Origin of the sequence: Nocardioides carbamazepini (genome assembly GCF_024614185.1) — a bacterium.
Classification (GTDB): domain Bacteria; phylum Actinomycetota; class Actinomycetes; order Propionibacteriales; family Nocardioidaceae; genus Nocardioides; species Nocardioides carbamazepini.
Window position 1 is genome coordinate 1125207 of the sequence record NZ_JAHTLF010000016.1, and the last position, 19190, is coordinate 1144396.

At 72.1% G+C, this 19190-nt stretch carries 16 protein-coding genes; 9 read left to right on the forward strand and 7 right to left on the reverse strand.

What is annotated here, in order from left to right; all coding sequences use genetic code 11:
* The first annotated feature begins 18 nt into the window (after positions 1-18).
* From KVF89_RS17890 to KVF89_RS17900, 3 genes are read left to right on the forward strand one after another with little or no spacing between them, the layout of a single operon-like run.
* On the forward strand, positions 19-171 hold the full coding sequence (locus KVF89_RS17890; protein WP_257427442.1) for a hypothetical protein: 153 nt from the start codon (positions 19-21) through the stop codon (positions 169-171).
* Positions 168-995: an alpha/beta fold hydrolase gene (locus tag KVF89_RS17895; protein WP_257427443.1), complete on the forward strand. Its 828-nt coding sequence runs from the start codon at positions 168-170 to the stop codon at positions 993-995. The genes KVF89_RS17890 and KVF89_RS17895 overlap by 4 nt, the downstream gene beginning before the upstream one ends.
* Positions 992-2317, forward strand: a complete 1326-nt coding sequence (locus tag KVF89_RS17900; protein WP_257427444.1) for a M20/M25/M40 family metallo-hydrolase — start codon at positions 992-994, stop codon at positions 2315-2317. The genes KVF89_RS17895 and KVF89_RS17900 overlap by 4 nt, the downstream gene beginning before the upstream one ends.
* Before the next feature lie 16 nt (positions 2318-2333).
* Here the strand turns inward: KVF89_RS17900 and KVF89_RS17905 are convergent, their stop codons facing one another.
* From KVF89_RS17905 to KVF89_RS17920, 4 genes are all read right to left on the reverse strand, one after another.
* Complete coding sequence (locus tag KVF89_RS17905) at positions 2334-3101, reverse strand: crotonase/enoyl-CoA hydratase family protein (RefSeq protein WP_257427445.1); 768 nt, start codon at positions 3099-3101, stop codon at positions 2334-2336.
* An 82-nt stretch (positions 3102-3183) separates the two neighbouring features.
* Positions 3184-4233 (reverse strand): glycosyltransferase, encoded by a 1050-nt coding sequence (locus KVF89_RS17910; protein WP_257427446.1) that lies wholly within the window; start codon positions 4231-4233, stop codon positions 3184-3186.
* A gap of 94 nt (positions 4234-4327) precedes the next feature.
* Complete coding sequence (locus KVF89_RS17915; RefSeq protein WP_257427447.1) at positions 4328-5842, reverse strand: hypothetical protein; 1515 nt, start codon at positions 5840-5842, stop codon at positions 4328-4330.
* A 52-nt stretch (positions 5843-5894) separates the two neighbouring features.
* Positions 5895-6962: a hypothetical protein gene (locus tag KVF89_RS17920; protein WP_257427448.1), complete on the reverse strand. Its 1068-nt coding sequence runs from the start codon at positions 6960-6962 to the stop codon at positions 5895-5897.
* A 148-nt stretch (positions 6963-7110) separates the two neighbouring features.
* On the opposite strand from KVF89_RS17920, the gene KVF89_RS17925 reads away from it, so the two are divergent.
* From KVF89_RS17925 to KVF89_RS17950, 6 genes are all read left to right on the forward strand, one after another.
* Positions 7111-8835, forward strand: a complete 1725-nt coding sequence (locus tag KVF89_RS17925; protein ID WP_257427449.1) for a methylmalonyl-CoA mutase family protein — start codon at positions 7111-7113, stop codon at positions 8833-8835.
* The gene (gene scpA, locus KVF89_RS17930) at positions 8832-10997 is read left to right on the forward strand and encodes a methylmalonyl-CoA mutase (RefSeq protein WP_257427450.1); all 2166 of its coding nucleotides are present in this window, start codon (positions 8832-8834) and stop codon (positions 10995-10997) included. Before KVF89_RS17925 ends, scpA begins: the two co-directional genes overlap by 4 nt.
* A 13-nt stretch (positions 10998-11010) precedes the next feature.
* Positions 11011-11997: a methylmalonyl Co-A mutase-associated GTPase MeaB gene (meaB, locus tag KVF89_RS17935; RefSeq protein WP_257427451.1), complete on the forward strand. Its 987-nt coding sequence runs from the start codon at positions 11011-11013 to the stop codon at positions 11995-11997.
* 88 nt (positions 11998-12085) lie between these two features.
* Positions 12086-13513, forward strand: a complete 1428-nt coding sequence (locus KVF89_RS17940; RefSeq protein WP_257427452.1) for a hypothetical protein — start codon at positions 12086-12088, stop codon at positions 13511-13513.
* A 65-nt stretch (positions 13514-13578) separates the two neighbouring features.
* Complete coding sequence (locus KVF89_RS17945) at positions 13579-14760, forward strand: amidohydrolase (protein WP_257427453.1); 1182 nt, start codon at positions 13579-13581, stop codon at positions 14758-14760.
* A 52-nt stretch (positions 14761-14812) separates the two neighbouring features.
* Complete coding sequence (locus tag KVF89_RS17950) at positions 14813-15409, forward strand: DUF3060 domain-containing protein (RefSeq protein ID WP_257427454.1); 597 nt, start codon at positions 14813-14815, stop codon at positions 15407-15409.
* Between the two features lie 111 nt (positions 15410-15520).
* On the opposite strand, the gene KVF89_RS17955 is transcribed toward KVF89_RS17950, so the two are convergent.
* The 3 genes from KVF89_RS17955 to KVF89_RS17965 all read right to left on the reverse strand — a co-directional run bounded on the left by KVF89_RS17955 (position 15521) and on the right by KVF89_RS17965 (position 19185).
* Positions 15521-16489: a putative endonuclease domain-containing protein gene (locus tag KVF89_RS17955; RefSeq protein ID WP_257427455.1), complete on the reverse strand. Its 969-nt coding sequence runs from the start codon at positions 16487-16489 to the stop codon at positions 15521-15523.
* 171 nt (positions 16490-16660) lie between these two features.
* Positions 16661-17950 carry an ABC transporter permease gene (locus KVF89_RS17960; protein ID WP_257427456.1) on the reverse strand — a complete coding sequence of 430 codons (1290 nt, stop codon included), beginning with the start codon at positions 17948-17950 and terminating at the stop codon, positions 16661-16663.
* The gene (locus KVF89_RS17965; protein ID WP_257427457.1) at positions 17947-19185 is read right to left on the reverse strand and encodes an ABC transporter permease; all 1239 of its coding nucleotides are present in this window, start codon (positions 19183-19185) and stop codon (positions 17947-17949) included. The genes KVF89_RS17960 and KVF89_RS17965 overlap by 4 nt, the downstream gene beginning before the upstream one ends.
* Between the last annotated feature and the right edge of the window lie 5 nt (positions 19186-19190).

Below are 19190 nucleotides of genomic sequence, written 5' to 3' on the forward strand. Positions count from 1 at the left end.
CCGAGAGGACTTTCGACGATGAACCTCCACCCCAAGGCTCTGCTCCGCATCGTGGCCGTGCTCGCCGTCCTGGCCGTGCTGCCGCGCCTGGTGCAGGCGGTGCTGCTGCGCCTGACCGGCACGGTCGTGCGCGACGTACGCCGCCAGGACCGCCCCGCATCCCTGCGATGAGCGCCGCCCTGGCCGTCGAACGGCGGGGCGCGGGCACGGCGACGGCGCCGCCGCTCGTGGTCCTGCACGGCGGCGGCCCCGGCTGCCACGCCGCTGCCGACTTCCGCGCGCTGCTGCCCGGGCTGGCTGACCGTGAGCTGTACCTGGTCGACCTGCCCGGGTACGGCGGCTCGCCCCTGCCCACGACCCGTGGGCCGCGGATGACCGGCTGCGCCGACGCGCTGGCCGCGCTGCTCGACGAGCACGGGCTGACCCGTTGCGACGTGCTCACCACGTCGCTGGGCGGGATCGTCGCGATGGTCCTTTCCGCGCGCCATCGGGACCTGGTCGGTCGGCTGGTCGCCTGCGGCAGCCAGCCGCTCCCGGCGCCGCCGGGCATCGCGGCCGACCTCGGACTGGGGCCGCGCGCCCGCGCGGCGTACTACGACTCCGCCGAGCCGACGCCCGAGCGCCTGCGGGAGACCGTGCTCGCCCTCGAGTGGCGCGACCCGAGCCGGATCCCCGGCGAGCTGCTGGCCCTGCGCCATGCGGCGAGCCTGACGCCCGCGAGCCGGGCCGTCGCCGCGGACCCCGGCCTGCTCGGTGACCCCGAGGACCTCACCGGCCTGCTGGGCGAGGTGCGGGCCGAGACCCTGGTGGTGTGGGGCGAGCACGACCCGTTCGGCGAGCCGGCGTACGGCGCCTGGCTCGCGGACGGCCTGCCGCGCGGCTCCGCGGCCGTCGTCCCCGGCGCCGCCCACCACCCGCAGGCCGAGTTCCCCGAGAGCACCGCCGCGCTGGTGCGTGCCCATCTGTCCCAGTCCGCACGAGGAGACCGACGATGACAACCCAGGCCCCAGGCACCGTTCGGACCGCCATCACCGCGGCATGGGACGCGATCGACCGCGACCGGCTGGCCGAGCTGGTCGTCGGTCTCGTCGACATCCCGTCGCCGACCGGTGAGGAGGGCGAGCTCGCGCAGTGGGCCGCCGCGCAGCTCAGCGCGCACGGCGTCGCGGCGCGCACCCAGTGGCTCGACGACCGGCAGGCCAACGCGGTCGGGGAGCTGACGGGCACGGGCGGCGGCGAGGACGTGCTGCTCTACGCGCCCATCGACACCCTGACCGTCGGCGACGCCGCCGAGGACGTCCCGTGGATCGGGCCCGAGCTGCGCGAGGACATGGAGCCCCGGGCCCAGGTGCGGGGCGACCACGTGCTCGGGCTCGGCGCGTCGAACCCCAAGGGCCACGCGGCCTGCGTGATGGCGGCGGCCGAGGCGATCGCCTCCGCCGGGCTGGACCTGCCAGGCAGCGTCCTGGTGGGTCTCGGCGCCGGCGGCATGCCGACGAACGGCCGCATCGAGCGCGGCCTGACCCGGCACAACGCCGGCCAGGGCGCGGGCTGCTCGTTCATGCTCGAGCAGGGTGTCTGGGCCGACCACGCCGTCATCGCCAAGCCGGGGTGGGCGGTGGCTTGGGAGGAGGTGGGCCTGTGCTGGTTCGAGGTCGAGGTCGAGGGCAACTTCTCGTACGTCGGCAGCCGGCACCGGATGCCCTACCGCAACGCCATCGCGGCCGCCTCCGTCGTCGTCCTCGAGCTCGAGGAGTGGTTCACCGGGTATGCCGAGCGGCACACCGACGGCCTGGTCGCGCCGCAGGGGATCGTCTCGGCGATCGAGAGCGGCTGGCCCCGGATGTCGTCGGTGACCCCCGCCCTGTGCCGGTTCTATGTGGACCTGCGGACCAGTCCGCGCACCCCGCTCGCCGACGTCCGGCGTGAGTTCGGCGCGGCCGTCGACGAGATCCGGGCCCGGCATCCGGAGCTCGCGGTGCGCTGGCGGTCGCGGCTGACCATCCCCGGCACGGCGACGCCCGTCGACGCCCCCGTCGTCGCGGCCGCCGTCGCGGCCTGGGAGGAGCTCACCGGCGAGCCGCATCGCCCGATCGTGGCCAACAGCGGCGCCACGGACGCCAACATCCTGCGCCAGAAGGGTCTGGCCACCGCCCGGATCGGGATGGACCGGATCGGTCCGGACGCCCCGCTGCCCCTGGACTTCCCCGCGGGCATGAACGTGGTCGATCTTCGCGAGGCGGAGCGTCTCACCCGGCACCTGGTGCACACGGCCGTCACCCTGGCCAGCCGGCCGGTCGGCCCGGCGCCCGCATAGCCCGGGACGAAGCTCCTCAGATGTCGTCGAAGGACCCGCCGCGTCCCTTGCCGGAGGCGAAGCGGCCGGCGCCGGCGACCCCGTCGGCGGCGAGTGACGCCAGGCCGATGGCGAGCTCGCGGCGCAGCGCGGACTCCTCGGTGTCGGCCCACTGCAGGCGCGCCGAGCGGCGGTCGCCGCGCATGCAGGCCTGCGGCATGCGGGCGATCTCGTGGGCGAGCGCCACTGCCGCCGCACGGGCCGTGCCCGTCGGCACGAGGCGGTTGACCAGCCCGATGTCGAGCGCCTCCCGGGCGTCGACGGGTCGGCCGGTGAGGATCAGGTCCATGGCCCGGCTGTGCCCGATCAGCCGGGGCAGCCGGATCGTGCCGCCGTCGATGAGGGGCACGCCCCAGCGGCGGCAGAACACCCCGAGCGTCGTCCCCTCCTCGGCCACCCGCAGGTCGCACCACACCGCGAGCTCCAGGCCACCCGCCACGGCGTGACCGTGGAGCGCGGCGATCACCGGCTTGTCGAGGTCCATCCGGGTCGGCCCCATCGGGCCGTCGCCCTCGGGTGAGACCCGGTTGGACCGCTCGGTGCCGACCCCCTTGAGATCGGCGCCCGCGCAGAACGATGGCCCGTCGCCCGCCAGCACGGCGACCTTCGCGTCCGACGCCTCGAACGCGCGGAAGGCCGCGGCCAGCTCCGCCGCCATCGGCCCGTCCACCGCGTTGTGTCGCTCGGGGCGGGCCAGCACGATCGTCGTGACGTCGCCGTCGGTCTCGATCCGGATGTCGTCCATCGGCTCTCCTCTCGGACCACGTCGTCGGTCCTGTGCCTGCGAGGATTGTGCCCGGGGAACCGTCCGGGGTCGAGGCGTTCGGTCAGGCCACCACGGGTGCCGGCGCCGGGTAGGCGGTCGCCACGAGCTCGTCGACCGCGTCCACCCAGGTGCGGCGCAAAGCCCGCTCCCGTGCCGCGGCGCCCAGCAGCTGGCGGTGCGGGTCGGCGGCCACCGACGCGACGGCCCGGGTCAGGTCGCGGGAGTCGGCGGCGTCGTACAGGACGCCGGTCTCGAGGTGGGCCACCACGTCGCGGGCGCCACCGGAGCGCGGCGCGACGACGGGGACCCCGGAGGCGCCGGCCTCGCGCACGGTGTGGCAGTCGGTCTCGTGCTCGCCGGGGTGCACCAGGAGGTCGAGGGTCGGCAGCGCGACGGTCAGGTCGCCCACGCCGAGCGGACCGGTGAACCGGGCGTGCGGCAGGCGCCGGGCCAGCCACTCGCGCTCGGGCCCGCCTCCGATCACGACGACGCGGATGCCGGGGACGTCGGCGAGCGCGGTCAGGCGGCGGACGCCCGCCGACTTGTGCAGGCTGCCGGCGTAGCCGACCACGACCCGGCCCTGCCCGGACCTGGCCCGTGACCAGGACCGGTGCAGCCACGGGTCGCGCAGGGTCGGGGTGAACGCGAGCGGATCCACGCCCGGCTCCCACAGCGCCGCGTCGACCCCCAGCTCGGCAGCGCGGCCGACCATCCACGGCGCGGTGACCAGGACCCGGTCGGCGCGCTCGGCGACCTTCGCCCGCCAGTAGTCGGCGGCGAGGTCGAGGACCGGCGACTGCTCGACGACCAGCGTCGGCACCCCCGCTCGCGTCGCGTGCTTGAGTGCCTTGCGGCCGACGGCTCGGGGGGAGTGGACCTGGACGAGGTCGGGCGCGAACCGCTCGATCGCGTCGCGCACCTGCGCACCCGTCGGCTCCAGCGGACGGACCCGGACCACGTCGCAGCCGCGGTAGCTCGCGAGCCCGGGGCCGGGCGCGATGATCCGGACCGTGTGACCGCGGTCGACGAGCCGGTCCGCCGTCGCCTTCAGGGTCGTGGTGGTGCCGTCGAGCGCCGGGTAGAACGACTCGGTGACCAGGGCGATCCGCATGGCACGAGCGTGGCTGCGCCGGCTTGCGGGGACCTTCTCCTGCGATGGACACCCGGTGGCCGATACGCGAACCTTGGGTTCGCGAGGTCGGCGATCAGCTGACGCCCTTGTCCTCCTTCGTCTGGGCCTCGACCTCGTCGGCCAGGCCCTCCAGCTCCTTGCGGATCGCCGCGTCGGTTCCCTTGAAGTCGTTCAGGATGAGGATGCACTTCTCGCCGATGTCGCGCATCTCGTCGCCGTTGTTCTTCAGCAGGGCCACCAGGATGCTGACCATGCCGCTGAAGGACTCGAAGTGGCCGTGGGTGCCGCCCTGGGCTCCGGTGATGCCCCGGGACCACGCCCCCTTCTCAGGAGCGCCCTCCACCTTGGTCGCGATGTCGTGGCAGTGGTCGCCGATGAGCTCGTAGCGTCCGGCGGCGCGCTTCAGGGCCGCATCGGTGACCTGGATGTTGACCCGGTTGCCGTTCACGTCGGTGTAGATGCCGTGCTCGCCGGCGTTGAGGAACTCGGTGGGGTTGACCAGGTCGAACGAGGTCGTGATCACCCGGTTCCTCCCCTCCGGCTGGGTCGCGGCCGTCACTGCGTTGTCGGCGCACGTGGCGAAGGCGGCCTCGGTCTCGTCGACATCGTCGAGAAGGCCGGTGACCGCCTTCCAGAAGGACGTGTCAAGAGCCTGGTAGGACGACCCGTCCAGCGAGTACTGGTAGGGGGCCGGCTCGGCCGGCAGGAACCCATCGACGATCCCGTACAGGGTCGAGGCCTTCCCGATCACGCTGGCGACGCCCTTCGGGAGGGACAGCAGCCCGCTGGCGTCGGCGATCGACTTCACCACGTCGAAGACCTCCCCGGCGCTGACCTCGTTGCCTTCGGAGAAGGCGTGGAAGTCCGCGGTCGCGGTGTCGATCAGCTTGGAGAGGTCACGGTGATAGCGGGCCCACACCTGCGCCTCGCCGGCGACGAGGACACCGGTGACGACGGCCAGGGCGTGCAGGCCGGTCATCACGTCGGAGATGCGGTTGGCTCCGTAGAGCTCGCGGAGCCGGATCACCGCCATCCCGTCCAGGTCGCCCAGCTCGGCCTCGATCTCGGAGATGTACTCGGGAACCAGCACGTTGCCGACCTCGATCGTGGTGTCGGCGTCCTTCCCGGTGGTGCGCACCTCACCGGAGACGGAGAGCTCCTGCATCGCGTGCTGGAGCACGGAGATCTGGCTGTCGAAGTCCTCGGCCTTCGGGGCCTGCCCGCCCTCGCCCTTGCTCAGCATCGGGGTGAGGTAGGTGTCGACCGCCTGCTTGATGGGCTCGTAGACGCCGCCGTCCGCGTCGAAGTAGTCGTAGCCGAGGTCGGGGTCGCCACCGATCAGCCCGCCGTCCTCGGTCCACTGGCCGCCGGGATAGCTGACGTAGAGACGCTTCGCCTGGTGGTTGATGGTGGGGCGCGGTGTGATGATCTCGAAACGGCCTTCCTTGCAGGACCCGTCGACGACGCCGGGCACGCTGCGGCGCATATAGGCGTCGATCATCGCCTCGGCCAGCTTGTCGAGGTCGCCGGAGGTCGTATAGGTGACGGAGTCCTCGAAGTTGCCGAAGTCGACGTCCTCGCCTGTCATGGCTTCTCCTGGAGGTGACGGTGCCCGTGCGGCAGGTGGTGGGAATGCGCGGTCAGCGCTGGAAGGTGAAGGTCGCGTCGACCCCGAACGGGACGGTCGGGGGACCGCTGGCCGCCCCCGGCTCCCGAACCGCGGTCATGGGTGCGGTGACGTGCAGGGAGAGGGGGGAGTCGTCCGCCGCCGAGTCGAAGACCCACGTCCCGCTCCCGTCCGTGGGCTCGTCGTCCGTCCGCGGTCCGCGCACCGGCTCGCCGCCCTCGAGCGAGACGACGACGGCATCCCGCCGGACCTGGTAGCCCACCCCGGTGGGGAGCCAGACGACGCTGCGCGGTGCCGTGACGGTCACGTCGACGATGCTCCAGACGCGCCCTTCCTCGGCCCACCCGAGCTCGGGCAGGTACGGCGTGCGGGTCAGTGGGCCGATCCGGCAGTAGATGGAGCCGGCGCCCGCGTCGATCAGACGGGCCTCCGGGGTGCGCCGGGCGTCGCAGGGATCGCTCGCGCCGTAGGACGCGGGGCCATCGGGGTACAGCGCCGCGGCGCGGCCCGGGTCCACCTTCCCGGAGGCCATGACCACGGTCTGGGTCTGGTCCTCGTAGGTCACCTCGACCTCGAGGTCGTCGCCGTCGCCCGCGACGACCGCGATGAGGGAGCCCTCGGGGAACACGCCGGACTCGGCGGTCTCGTGCAGGTCGATGTCGTGCTCGCCGAGGTCGGTGCGCTCGCCGCCGGCGGTCAGGCCGAGGGAGAACGTCGTGGGATAGCCGAGCAGGTCGTCGTAGGCCAGCGAGGGCCGGAAGCTCCACGCGACCGGCACGATGGCCGCGTCATCCGCGGCCCGGACGGAGCCGTCGCCCTCCTTGCCGACCCGCCGCGCCGCGATCTCGTCGAGCGGCGCGCCCGAGGCGAGGCGCACGACGCCGATCGGCAGCTGGATCTCGGTCTCACGAGTCAACGCCGAGCCAGACGTCCCGTCGGCGACGAAGCCGGGGGCGAGCGAGTCGCCTCCGAGACGGACCACGGCGACCGCGACGCCCGCCCCGATCGCCAGCGCCGCGACGACGGCGACGGCCCACGCGGTTCTCCTGCTCCCGAGCATCGGGCGACCTTCCTGATCCATGCGACCCCATCCGCATCTGCCTGCGTCTCTTGCCTCGTGGCAGGCGCCCCAAACCTGTCACCCGGCCCGGCTCCCGGTTACCTGGGGGTAGGCGGAGATATCTCACACCTCGTCGGCACGGGCGCTGTCACGGATAGGCTTGCCCCTTGTGACTGACTCGCCCCTGACGCTGGCGCAGCCCGAGGACGCGCACACGCGCGCCGAGTGGGAGGCCGCGACCGCCGCCGTGCTGCGCAAGACGCGCAGGCTCGGCGACAACGACCTCGACGGCGCCGTGTGGGACAAGCTGACCCGCACGACCCTCGACGGCATTGGCATCACCCCGCTCGGCCTGCCCGGCGGGCCTGCCACCGCGGTGCGTCCGACCAGGCAGGGGGCCTGGGACATCCGCAGCCTGGTCTCCGGACCCGACGCGAAGCCGGCCAACGAGGCCGCCCTCGTCGACCTCGACGGCGGGGTGACGAGCCTGTGGCTGGCCGCCGACGGGGACACCGACATGGCCGCGACCCTGGCCGGCGTGCTCCTCGACCTCGCGCCCGTCGTCCTGGACGCGCCGTCGGCGACCACGACCGTCGCCGAGGCGTTCCTCGCCCTGCCCGGCGCCAAGCACCCGGACAGCAACCTCGGCATCGACCCCCTCGGTGTCATGCTGCGTGACATCCCGCTGGCCGTCGACGAGGCCGTCGCGGAGCTGCAGACGCTGGCGCGCAAGGCCGGCCAGCACGACATCCGCGCGATCGTCGTGGACGCCACCGCTGCCCACGACCTCGGCGCGAGCGACGCTCAGGAGCTCGGCTGGTCGATCGCCGCCGGCGTCGCCTACCTGCGCTGGCTGACCGACCACGGCCTCTCGGTCGAGGACGCTGCCCGGCAGATCGAGTTCCGCTACGCCGCCACCGACGAGCAGTTCCCGACCATCGCCAAGCTGCGCGCCGCGCGGGTGCTGTGGGCGCGGGTGCTCGAGGTCAGCGGAGTCGAGGAGCCGGTCGCCCAGCGCCAGCACGCCGTCACCAGCCGCCCCATGCTCAGCAAGTACGACCCCTACGTCAACATGCTGCGCGGCACGGTCGCGGCCTTCGCCGCCGGCGTCGGCGGCGCCGATGCGGTCACCGTGCTGCCGTTCGACAGCGCCAACGGCCGCCCCGACGGCTTCGGCCGCCGGATCGCGCGCAACGTCAACCACCTGCTCATCGACGAGTCCCACGTTGCCGCGGTCGCCGACCCCGCCGGCGGCGCGTACGCCGTCGAGCAGCTCACCGCGGACCTGGCGGCTGCGGGGTGGGCCGAGTTCCAGCAGCTCGAGTCCGAGTGGGAGGGCGGCCACGACTTCGACCCGTTCCGCGCCCGGATCGCGGCCGTCGTCGAGAAGCGCGAGGCCGACATCGCCCGCCGCAAGCGCCCGCTCACCGGCGTCAGCGAGTTCCCCAACCTGGCCGAGACCCTGCCCGAGCGCGAGGCGGACCCGCTCAACGACCGGGTCCGCCGCTACGGCGCCTCGTTCGAGGCGCTGCGCGACGGGCCGGCTGCCGAGCCGGTGTTCCTCGCGACCCTCGGCACGATCGCGCAGCACACCGCGCGCGCGACCTTCGTCAGCAACCTGTTCGCAGCCGGCGGCATCGCGGTCGACGTCGCCGGTGCGACCGGCGGCGTCGAGGAGCTGCGCGCGGCGTACCAGGGCCAGAAGGTCGTCTGCCTGGCCGGCACCGACGTGGCCTACGCGGAGTGGGGGGCCGACGCGGCTGCCGCGCTCCGCGAGGCGGGCGCGACCCGGGTGGTCATCGCGGGCAAGGCCACCGACTACTCCGACGACAGCGCGGCGATGGGTGTCGACGCGCTCGCGTTCCTCAACCGCACGCGGGAGGCACTCGCATGAGCATTCCGAAGAGCTTCGCGGGGCTTCCCCTCGCCGCGGACCAGGCCGCGGCCGCCGCGCCGAACCCGCCGAAGGGCGAAGGCTGGAAGAGCCCCGAGGGCATCGAGATCGCGCCGTCCTACGGCCCGGAGGACCTCGAGGGTCTCGACGCGCTCGACACCTACCCGGGCCTGAGCCCGTTCCTGCGTGGCCCCTACCCGACGATGTACACCACCCAGCCGTGGACGATCCGGCAGTACGCCGGCTTCTCCACCGCCGAGGAGTCCAACGCCTTCTACCGCCGCAACCTCGCGGCCGGCCAGAAGGGCCTGTCGGTCGCCTTCGACCTCGCGACCCACCGCGGCTACGACTCCGACCACCCCCGCGTGCGCGGCGACGTCGGCATGGCGGGCGTGGCGATCGACTCCATCTACGACACCCGCACCCTGTTCGACGGGATCCCGCTCGACCAGATGTCGGTCTCGATGACGATGAACGGCGCGGTGCTCCCGGTGCTCGCGCTCTACATCGCGGCGGCCGAGGAGCAGGGGGTGAAGCCGGAGCAGCTCTCGGGGACCATCCAGAACGACATCCTCAAGGAGTTCATGGTCCGCAACACCTACATCTACCCGCCGGCGCCGTCGATGCGGATCATCTCCGACATCTTCGCCTTCACCAGCCAGAAGATGCCACGGTTCAACTCGATCTCGATCTCCGGCTACCACATGCAGGAGGCCGGGGCGACCGCCGACCTCGAGCTCGCCTACACCCTGGCCGACGGCGTCGAGTACATCCGCGCCGGCCTCGAGTCGGGCCTGACCATCGACCAGTTCGCGCCGCGGCTGTCGTTCTTCTGGGCGATCGGCATGAACTTCTACATGGAGGTCGCGAAGATGCGCGCGGCCCGGGCGCTCTGGTCGCGCCTGGTCCGCCAGTTCGACCCGCAGAACCCCAAGTCGCTGTCCCTGCGCACCCACTCGCAGACCTCCGGCTGGTCGCTGACCGCGCAGGACGTGTTCAACAACGTCGGGCGCACGGCGATCGAGGCGATGGCCGCGACCCAGGGCCACACCCAGTCGCTGCACACCAACGCGCTCGACGAGGCGATCGCGCTGCCGACCGACTTCTCCGCGCGGATCGCCCGCAACACCCAGCTGCTGCTGCAGCAGGAGAGCGGCACGACGCAGACGATCGACCCGTGGGCGGGCTCCTACTACGTGGAGAGACTGACCCACGACCTCGCCGAGCGGGCGTGGGCGCACATCCAGGAGGCCGAGGCCGCCGGCGGGATGGCTGCCGCTATCGAGCAGGGCATCCCGAAGATGCGCATCGAGGAGGCCGCCGCCCGCACCCAGGCGCGGATCGACTCCGGCTCGCAGAAGGTCATCGGCGTCAACACCTTCCGACTGGCCGTCGAGGACAAGCTGGACGTGCTCAAGGTCGACAACGACGACGTCTACCGCCAGCAGGTCGCCAAGCTGGAGCGGCTGCGGGCCGAGCGCGACGGCGCCGACGTCGAGGCCGCACTCCACGCGCTCACCCGCAGCGCCGAGAGCGGTGACGGCAACCTGCTCGACCTGGCCGTGGCGGCCGCGCGCGCCAAGGCCACCGTCGGTGAGATCTCCGACGCGATGGAGAAGGTCTACGGCCGGCACCAGGCCGTGATCCGTACCATCAGCGGCGTGTACAGGGACGAGGCCAGCCTGGCCAACGACGGCGAGGGCGACTCGCTCGTCGCGCAGGCGCGCGCCGCTACCGACGAGTTCGCCGAGGCCGAGGGCCGCCGTCCGCGGATCCTGGTCGCCAAGATGGGCCAGGACGGCCACGACCGCGGCCAGAAGGTCGTCGTGTCCGCCTTCGCAGACCTGGGTTTCGACGTCGACGTGGGCCCGCTGTTCTCCACGCCCGAGGAGGTCGCCCAGCAGGCGATCGACGCCGACGTGCACATCGTCGGTGTCTCGTCGCTCGCCGCCGGCCACCTCACCCTGCTCCCGGCGCTGAAGAGCGCGCTGGCCGAGCAGGGCCGGGACGACATCGTGGTCGTCATCGGAGGCGTGATCCCGCCGGACGACGTCCCGACCCTCAAGGAGATGGGCGCCGCGGCGGTGTTCCTCCCCGGCACGGTGATCGCGGAGTCCGCGCTCGACCTGCTGGCGAGGCTGCGCGAGGCCCTCGGCCACTGATGGTCGGGCACTGATGCAGGTCGACGACCTGCTCGACGGCCTGCGTGCCGGTCACCGCGCCACCATGGCGCGAGCCATCACGCTCGTCGAGTCGACCGCGCCCCGGCACCGTGCCGCGGCCCGCGAGCTGCTGCTGGCGCTGGCGGGCGACGCGGCGACCCGGACCCCCGCGGTCCGGGTCGGCATCTCGGGCGTGCCCGGCGTCGGCAAGTCGACCTTCATCGAGGCACTCGGTGGCCAGCTGACCGCGGCAGGGCACAGGGTGGGGGTGCTCGCCGTCGACCCGTCCTCGGTGCGCACCGGCGGCTCGGTGCTCGGCGACAAGACCCGGATGGCCACGCTGTCCGCCGATCCCGACGCCTTCATCCGGCCCTCGCCGTCCGCCGGCACCCTCGGCGGCGTCGCCCGCGCGACCACCCAGGCGATGGCGGTCCTCGAGGCCGGTGGGTACGACGTCGTGCTGGTCGAGACCGTCGGCGTCGGCCAGTCCGAGGTCACCGTGTCCGGCATGGTCGACACCTTCCTGTTCCTCACCCTGGCCCGCACCGGCGACCAGCTGCAGGGCATCAAGAAGGGCATCCTGGAGATCGCCGACGTCATCGCGGTCAACAAGGCCGACCCCGAGGACCCGGCCCGTGAGCAGGAGGCCCGCGTCGCGGCCCGCGACCTGGCCGGCGCGCTGCGCCTGGTCCGCGGCCACGCCGAGTGGGCGCCGCCCGTCGTCACCTGCTCGGGCCTCACCGGCGCCCGGGTCGACGAGGTGTGGGCCCAGGTGCTGAAGCACCGCGACCACCTCGGCGCCGCGGGCCTGGCCCGCAAGCGCGCCGAGCAGCAGCTCGACTTCACCTGGGCACTGGTCCGCGACGAGCTCGACCAGCGGCTGCGGCACAGCGCCGGCGTCAAGGCGGTCCAGGCCGAGGTCCGGGCGGCCCTGATGGCCGGGGAGCTGACCGCGCCGCTAGCGGCGGACCGCCTGCTGGCGGCGTACGACGAGCACTGACCCACGCCGCCGACGGCGTTTCGCCGGGACGGCGAACGGGCATCGGTCCCCGCGTCAGTGATCGGGATCGAGCCTCGGGAGTGTCGTAGTGCAGGATGCAGGTGGCGGTGGCGGTGGGAGCTCGGTCGGGGCCTACAGCAGCCTGATCGCGGCAGCGGCGGCGAAGGCCGAGCTGCTGCATCTGGGGTGGGACTCGACCGGCGACTACACCGCCCGGCGTGAGGTCGAGACCCAGGGCAGCCCCTCGGATCCGGTCGACTACCACGTCCGGATCGACGTCGACACCTACTCGGGCGAGTACACCACGCTGGTGAAGGGCCCGAGTGCCGAGCTCGCCCGCGACAACTGGGTCGAGCAGGCGACGGGGGCCATCGACAAGTGGGGACCGAAGATCGACGGTCTGTTCACGAGGTGGAAGGACCTCCCGAGTCGCTACACCTCCGCTCCGCTGCTCGACTGGGCCGTCCGTGAGCTGAACATCGATCCCGACGACCTGGCGAGCACCGGCGACTCCGCCGGCGGCGTCAACACCCGGCTGGCCGGCGACCTCGAACGGCTCAAGACCCGCACGGGCCAGTTGCAGGGGCGCTACGCGACGACCTTCGCCGACTACTACGTCAACCAGCTGCCGACGACGTTCCAGGCCCAGGGCCTTCTGGTCTCCGCGCTCGCCGTCGCCAGCCGGGCCCAGGGCGAGATCTGGGGACGTACCTCCGACGATCTGGCGACGTTCGAGTACGACGCCCTGCAGGCCATGAAGGACTCGGGGCCGGAGGGCGGCCCGAACTCCGGCCTGGTGCTGGCGCTGACCGTCGTCGCCGCCTTCGGTACGGCGCTGGCCGCGGTCCCGTCGCTGGGTGGGTCCGTGGCCCTGTTCGGCGCGATCAGCGGCGCGGCGGCGATCGGTGCGGGTGTCGAAGCGGCCAAGACGGCGGACCGGTCCTTCGAGGACCTGCCGCTCGGGGCGGGGCATCCCGACGACGTCTTCGCGAACATGGAGGACGCACTCACCGCCCTGGACACCGAGATCACGACCCAGGAGACGGGCGTCCAGCAGTTCCTCGTCGCCGCGAAGTCGTTCGCCGACAGCGGGGACTGCGAGCTCACCCGGCCGAGCCTCAACTCGGCGCCCGCGGGGGAGGTGTTCAGCGAGGTCACCGTCGACCCGGAGACGATAGGCCGGATCACCGAGCTCTGGCTGCCCTCGATCGCCGCGGACCTGCGCGAGGCCGAGAGCAGACTGACCATCACGTCGAGCGACGGCTTCCAGCGGTCCACCGACGTCGGCCTCGCGCCGAACGGCGCCTGGACCGAGTTCAACGCGCTCCAGAACCGCACGTCGAGCCTGCTCACCGGACTCTCGACGGACCTGGAGGACGCCGGCACCAAGCTGGAGGACGCCGCCAAGCTGATCGGCATGGCGGACGAGCAGATCAACCAGCACTACCGGGCGGTCGAGCAGCAGGTGGAGGATCAGAATCTCAACGACCCGGACGACGTCCTCCCGCTCCTGTGAGGCGGGGCGACAGGCACGCCGTCCCCGACGCCGAGACCGGGCGCCGGCAGGCATAGGCTGATGCGGTGGACGCATCGCTGGCCCTGATCGACTCCGTCGTCGCGAAGGACGCCGACGAGCTGGTCGAGCTGCGCCGCGACCTCCACCGGCATCCCGAGGTGTCCTGGCACGAGGAGCGCACCTCGGACCGGGTCGTCGAGCAGCTGGAGCGGCACGGCTGGCGGATCAGCCGGATGCCCCGCAGCGGCGTCGTCGCCGACCTGGGCGAGGGCGGGATGACGGTCGGGCTGCGGGCCGACCTCGACGCCCTCCCGGTGGCCGACCTCACCACGGACCCGTGGCGCAGCGACGTGGAGGGCGTGGCCCACGCGTGCGGGCACGACGTACACACCAGCGCCCTCGTCGGCGCCGGGCACGCCCTCGCCGAGCTGCATGCCCAGGGGCTGCTGCGCGGCCGGGTGCGGCTGCTGTTCCAGCCGGCCGAGGAGGTGATGCCCGGAGGTGCCCGCCACCTGATCAACCACGGCGCCCTCGACGGCATCGACCGGATCTTCGCGCTCCACTGCGACCCGTCGGTCGACGTCGGCGCCGTCGGCCTGCGGTCGGGGCCGATCACCAGCGCGGCCGACCGGATCGACGTGCGCCTCGAGGGCAACGGCGGCCACACCTCCCGGCCCCACCTCACCGGGGACCTCACCTTCGCGCTGGCGAAGATCACCAGCGAGCTGCCTGCCGTGCTGAGCCGCCGGATGGACCCGCGCGCTGGCGTGAGCGTCGTGTGGGGCATGCTCCGCGCCGGATCGGCCGCCAACGTGATCCCGGATCGTGGCATCGCCAGCGGCACCGTGCGGATCCTCGACGCCGAGGCCTGGGCGGCGTGCGAGGCCGTCGTCCGTGAGGCCGTGCTCGACATCGTGCGGCCCTACGGCGTCACCGCCAGCGTCGACTACCTCCAGGGCGTCCCGCCGGTGGTCAACGACCGGATCAGCGTCGCGATGATCGCGTGGGTGGCCGACGAGATGCTGGGCCTGCACCATCGCACCGAGGTCGAGCAGAGCCTGGGCGGCGAGGACTTCGGCTGGTTCCTCGAGCAGGTCCCCGGCGCGATGTTCCGGCTCGGCACCCGCAGCCCCGGCGGCCCCACCTTCGACCTGCATCAGGGCGACTTCCAGGTCGACGAGGCGGCGGTCGGCTACGGCGCCCGGATGCTGGCCGGCATCGCTGTCAGGGCGCTCGCCCAGGGCTGATCCGTCGTCGGCGGGGGTTTCGTGCCGTCCCTCACCGGCAAGGGTGGAGGTCATGACGCCCATCTCGTTCCTGCGCGCCCCTGTCATCTCGCTCGCCGCCGTCGCCCTCGTCGGGGCCACGACCGCCGTCATCGCCGCCCCGGCGCAGGCGGCGGTGACCCTCGACTGCACGACCGGCCCGATCACCCTGGCCGACAGCACCGAGGAGTACGTGCTGACCGGAGCCTGCACCGACGTGACCGTGACCGGGAGCAACGTGGAGGTGTCGCTGGCGAGCGCCACCTCGTTGACGGTGATCGGCGCGAACGTCGACGTGGACGCCACCGGCGTCGTCGGCCCGGTCGTCGTGACCGGCTCCAACTCGTCGGTGGAGGCGGCCGCCGCCCCGGTCGTCCGGGTGCGGGCGAGCAATGTCGACCTAGAGATCGCGGCGCTCGACAAGGCCGTGCTGGTCGGCTCCAACAACGACGTCGAGGCCCGCAAGGGCGTCAAGGCCAAGGTCAAGGGCGCCAACAACGAGGTCACCTACCGCAAGCTGCGCAAGGTCGTCGTCCGCGGCGCCAACAACACGGTCAAGGTCCGCACCGGCACCACCAAGGTCCGGGTCAAGGGCGCCAACAACATCGTGCGCGTGCACCGTCGCGGCTGAGCTCGGCTCGGGCTGCAGGAATCGCCGCTGAAGAGGCGATTCCTGCGCTTCTTGCCCGCTGCAAAGGCCAGGAAGTGGGAAAATCGGTTAAGAGGTCTGGGCAATCGGGCCTCAGGACGCCCGCCGACGAGACCGGTCCTTCGCGATGGACTCGATCAGGCGACGTATCCGGCGTTCGAGAGCATCCGGGTTGGCGAGATCGGCCCACGTGATTCGCAGGCACCGCCAGCCTGTGAGCTCCGCGACGAGCTGTTCGCGGCGCTTCTCACGCAGGACGGCATCCGTCGGTGACTCACCCGGTCGTAGGTGCCGCTCGTACTTCACGCGTCCGTCGAACTCGATCCAGAACCCCAAGTCGGGGAAGGCGAAGTCCAGGCGTGCGATGAGGGCACCGGCGTCGTGAATCTCGTACTGCGCGATAGGGCGAGGAAGTCCCCGTTGGAAGCAGAAGAACTCGGTGCGGGACTCCGCGACCGACTCGACCCTAGGGTTGGCAAGACGTAGGACCAGATCGGTCGGGAGCGAGTTCGGCCAGCGGCCCATGGAGTCGTCGTACCTCGCTCTGAGCGTTTCCAGGTCGAAGTCTCCCCGATGCAAGAAGTGGTTGACGACGACCAGACTTGCTTCGGTGCATCCGAGCATCGTGACCTCGAGCGCCGCCCGGAGGGGGGTCATGACAAGGAGTCGGTGGGTCTCTGTGACGTCGCCAGCGAGGAGTTTGCCGCAGTGGCGTCGTACGCCGCGCTCCTTGCGACCTGCCAGCCCGTCCTCCCGTGTGACGTGAATGTCGCTCAGATCGAACCCCCACAGCGGCGCGTCCGCGAAGGGCAATGCTGATACGTGGCTGAGGATGACGCCCGTGTTCGCTTGCGCAAAGACCGCACGGCATCGAACCGCGTAGCGCTCCTCCTCCGACATCGCCCACCAGGTGGGACCGTCGAAGTACGCGCCCCGTCGCGGTCGCGCCAGATCGCCGCGCCGGACGGCCAGCGCGAGCGACCGGTCGGAGTGACCCCGGCCGATGAGCTCGTGCCGTAGCTGGAGTTGCCGAAGCCGCGGGTCGTCTTGGGGCAGTTGCATGTTGAGCAGAGTGCCCCAGATCGGCGGTTGAGTGGTGCGCCCAGGTGCGCCTCTGTGGATAGGCGGCCGGAGTTCGATACTTCCTGACCGCTGCTTGCACTCCTTGACCTTTGCAGCGGTCGGTATGTGCAGGAATCGCCTCTTCAGCGGCGATTCCTGCAGCCGGCCGGCCTACCCCTTGCGGTAGGGCTCGCCGTCGGCGGCCGGGGGCCGCGAGGCCCCGACCAGGCCGGCGACCGCGATGATCGTGACGACGTACGGCAGCATCAGCATGAACTGGCTGGGCACGGGGGAGCCGAGCACCGACAGCACCCCGGACAGGTTGGTCGCGAAGCCGAAGAGCAGCGCCGCCAGCGTGGCCCGCACGGGGTCCCAGCGGCCGAAGATCACGGCGGCGAGGGCGATGTAGCCCGCGCCGTCGGTCATCTCCTGGCCGAACTGGGGCACGGAGACCAGGGTGTACGTCGCGCCGCCCGCGCCGGCGATCAGGCCGGCGATGAGCAGCGTGGTGTAGCGGGTCCGGTTGACCTTGATGCCGACCGTGTCCGCGGCCTTCGGGTGCTCGCCGACCGCGCGGACCCGCAGCCCCCACTTGGTGCGGTAGAGCGCCCACGCGACGACCACGACGGCGGCGTACATGAGGTAGACCAGGATCGTCTGGCGGAACAGCACCGGGCCGATGACCGGGATCTGTCCGAGCAGCGGGATCGGGATCCGCTCGAAGTGGTCGGGCGCGTTGAGCTGCTGGGGATGCTCGGCGAGCACCTGCCCGAACAGGAAGCTGGTCAGGCCGATCACGAGCACGTTGAGGACCACGCCGACGATGATCTGGTTGACGAAGTAGGTGATCGCGAAGAACCCGAGCACCAGGGCGACCAGGGCACCGGCCAGCATCGCGGCGACCAGTCCGCCCCACGGCGAGCCGACCACGGTGCCGAAGATCGCGGCGGCGAAGGCACCGAACAGCAGCTGACCGTCGATCGCGATGTTGACGACGCCCGCGCGCTCACCGAGGACGCCGCCGAGGGCGCCGAAGACGAGGGGGACGGCGAGCGCGATCGAGCCGCCGAGCAGGCCGATGACCGGCACCGACTTGCCGGCCGCGGCCCAGGCGAGGAAGCCGATCATCGCGACCACGGCGAAGAGCGCCACCAGCCACACCGGCGTACGGCGGCCGCGACCGACCAGCAGTGCGGACACCGCCGTGCAGGCGGCGAGCAGCACGATGACCGTCGCGACCGTGGCGGTCGAGGGGACGGTGATCTCGGGCAGGTCGAAGAAGTCGGTGTCGGCGGCGAGCCGGAACGTCGTCTTGCCGGAGCGGGCCTTGAAGGCGATCAGGAGCGAGACCAGCAGCGTGACCACGCCGAGCATGATCGGCGCCTTGAGCGCGGTCCGCAGGGGCACGGTGGTGGGCGCCGACTCGTCGACGGGGACCGGGACCTTGGCGGTGGTGCTCATGCCGTCGCCTCCTTCGGCAGCCGGAAGATCGCTCGCACCAGTGGGGGAGCGGCGATGAACAGGACGATGAGCGACTGGATGACGAGCACGATCTCGACCGGGATGCCCTCGGCCGCCGCCATCGAGAAGCTGCCGGCCTTGAGGCCGCCGAACAGGAGACCGGCCGCCAGGATGCCCAGCGGTCGGGACCGCCCGAGCAGGGCGACCGTGATCGCGTCGAAGCCGATGCCGGCGTCCAGGTCGACGGTGATGCCACTCGTGGCCGTGCCGAGGATCTGGTTGGCGCCGGCGAGGCCGACGAGGCCGCCCGCGATCAGCATCACGGTGATGTAGGTCCGGCCGACGTCGATGCCGGAGGCGCGCGCGGCGTCCGGGTTCTCCCCGACGGCACGGAACCGGAAGCCCATCGCGGACTTGTTGAGCAGCCACCACACGACGCCGACGGCGACGAGCGCGATGACGAAGCCGAGGTGGAGGTTGAACCGGTCGCCCAGCAGCTTCGGCAGGATCACCGACTCCGGCATCGGCTTCGACTTGGGGTTGAGCGAGCCGGGTGCCTGGAGCAGCCCCTGCTTGGAGAGTGCGTAGAAGACCAGGTAGTAGCCGACGTAGTTGAGCATGATCGTGACGATCACCTCGTGAGCGCCGCTCTGCGCCTTGAGGAAGCCCGCGATCCCGGCCCACAGGGCGCCGGCGAGGGCACCCGCCAGGACGGCCAGCGGCAGGTGCAGCACGAGCGGCAGGTCCATCCCGATGCCGACCCAGCCGGCGGCGGCACCGGCCAGCAGCATCTGCCCACGGCCGCCGATGTTGAACAGGCCCGCGCGGAACGCGAGGCCGACGCCGAGACCGGCGAGGATGAGGGGTGCGGAGAACTTGAGGGTCTCCGTCAGCGGCTTGATCCGGCCCTCGAAGCCCTCGACGTTGGTGTTGTAGATCGCGCCGCGGAACAACGCCGAGTAGGCGTCGGAGATGGACGTCCACACCGCGCTGAGGAAGTCACCCGGCCGGGCCCCGATGTAGCCGACGGTGTCGCGCACGTTCTCGTCGGTCAGCAGGATCATCAGCGAGCCGACGACGACCGCGAGGACGACCGACAGCACGGACACCAGGGCGTTGCCGACCACGATCTCGCGCAGGACACCGTTGAAGCGGCCGGGATCGCGCCGCGGCTCCTTCGGGTCCGGCGCCGGCTCCTCGACGGAGGTGGGCTGGGTCTCGTCGTTCGCGCTCACGAGGG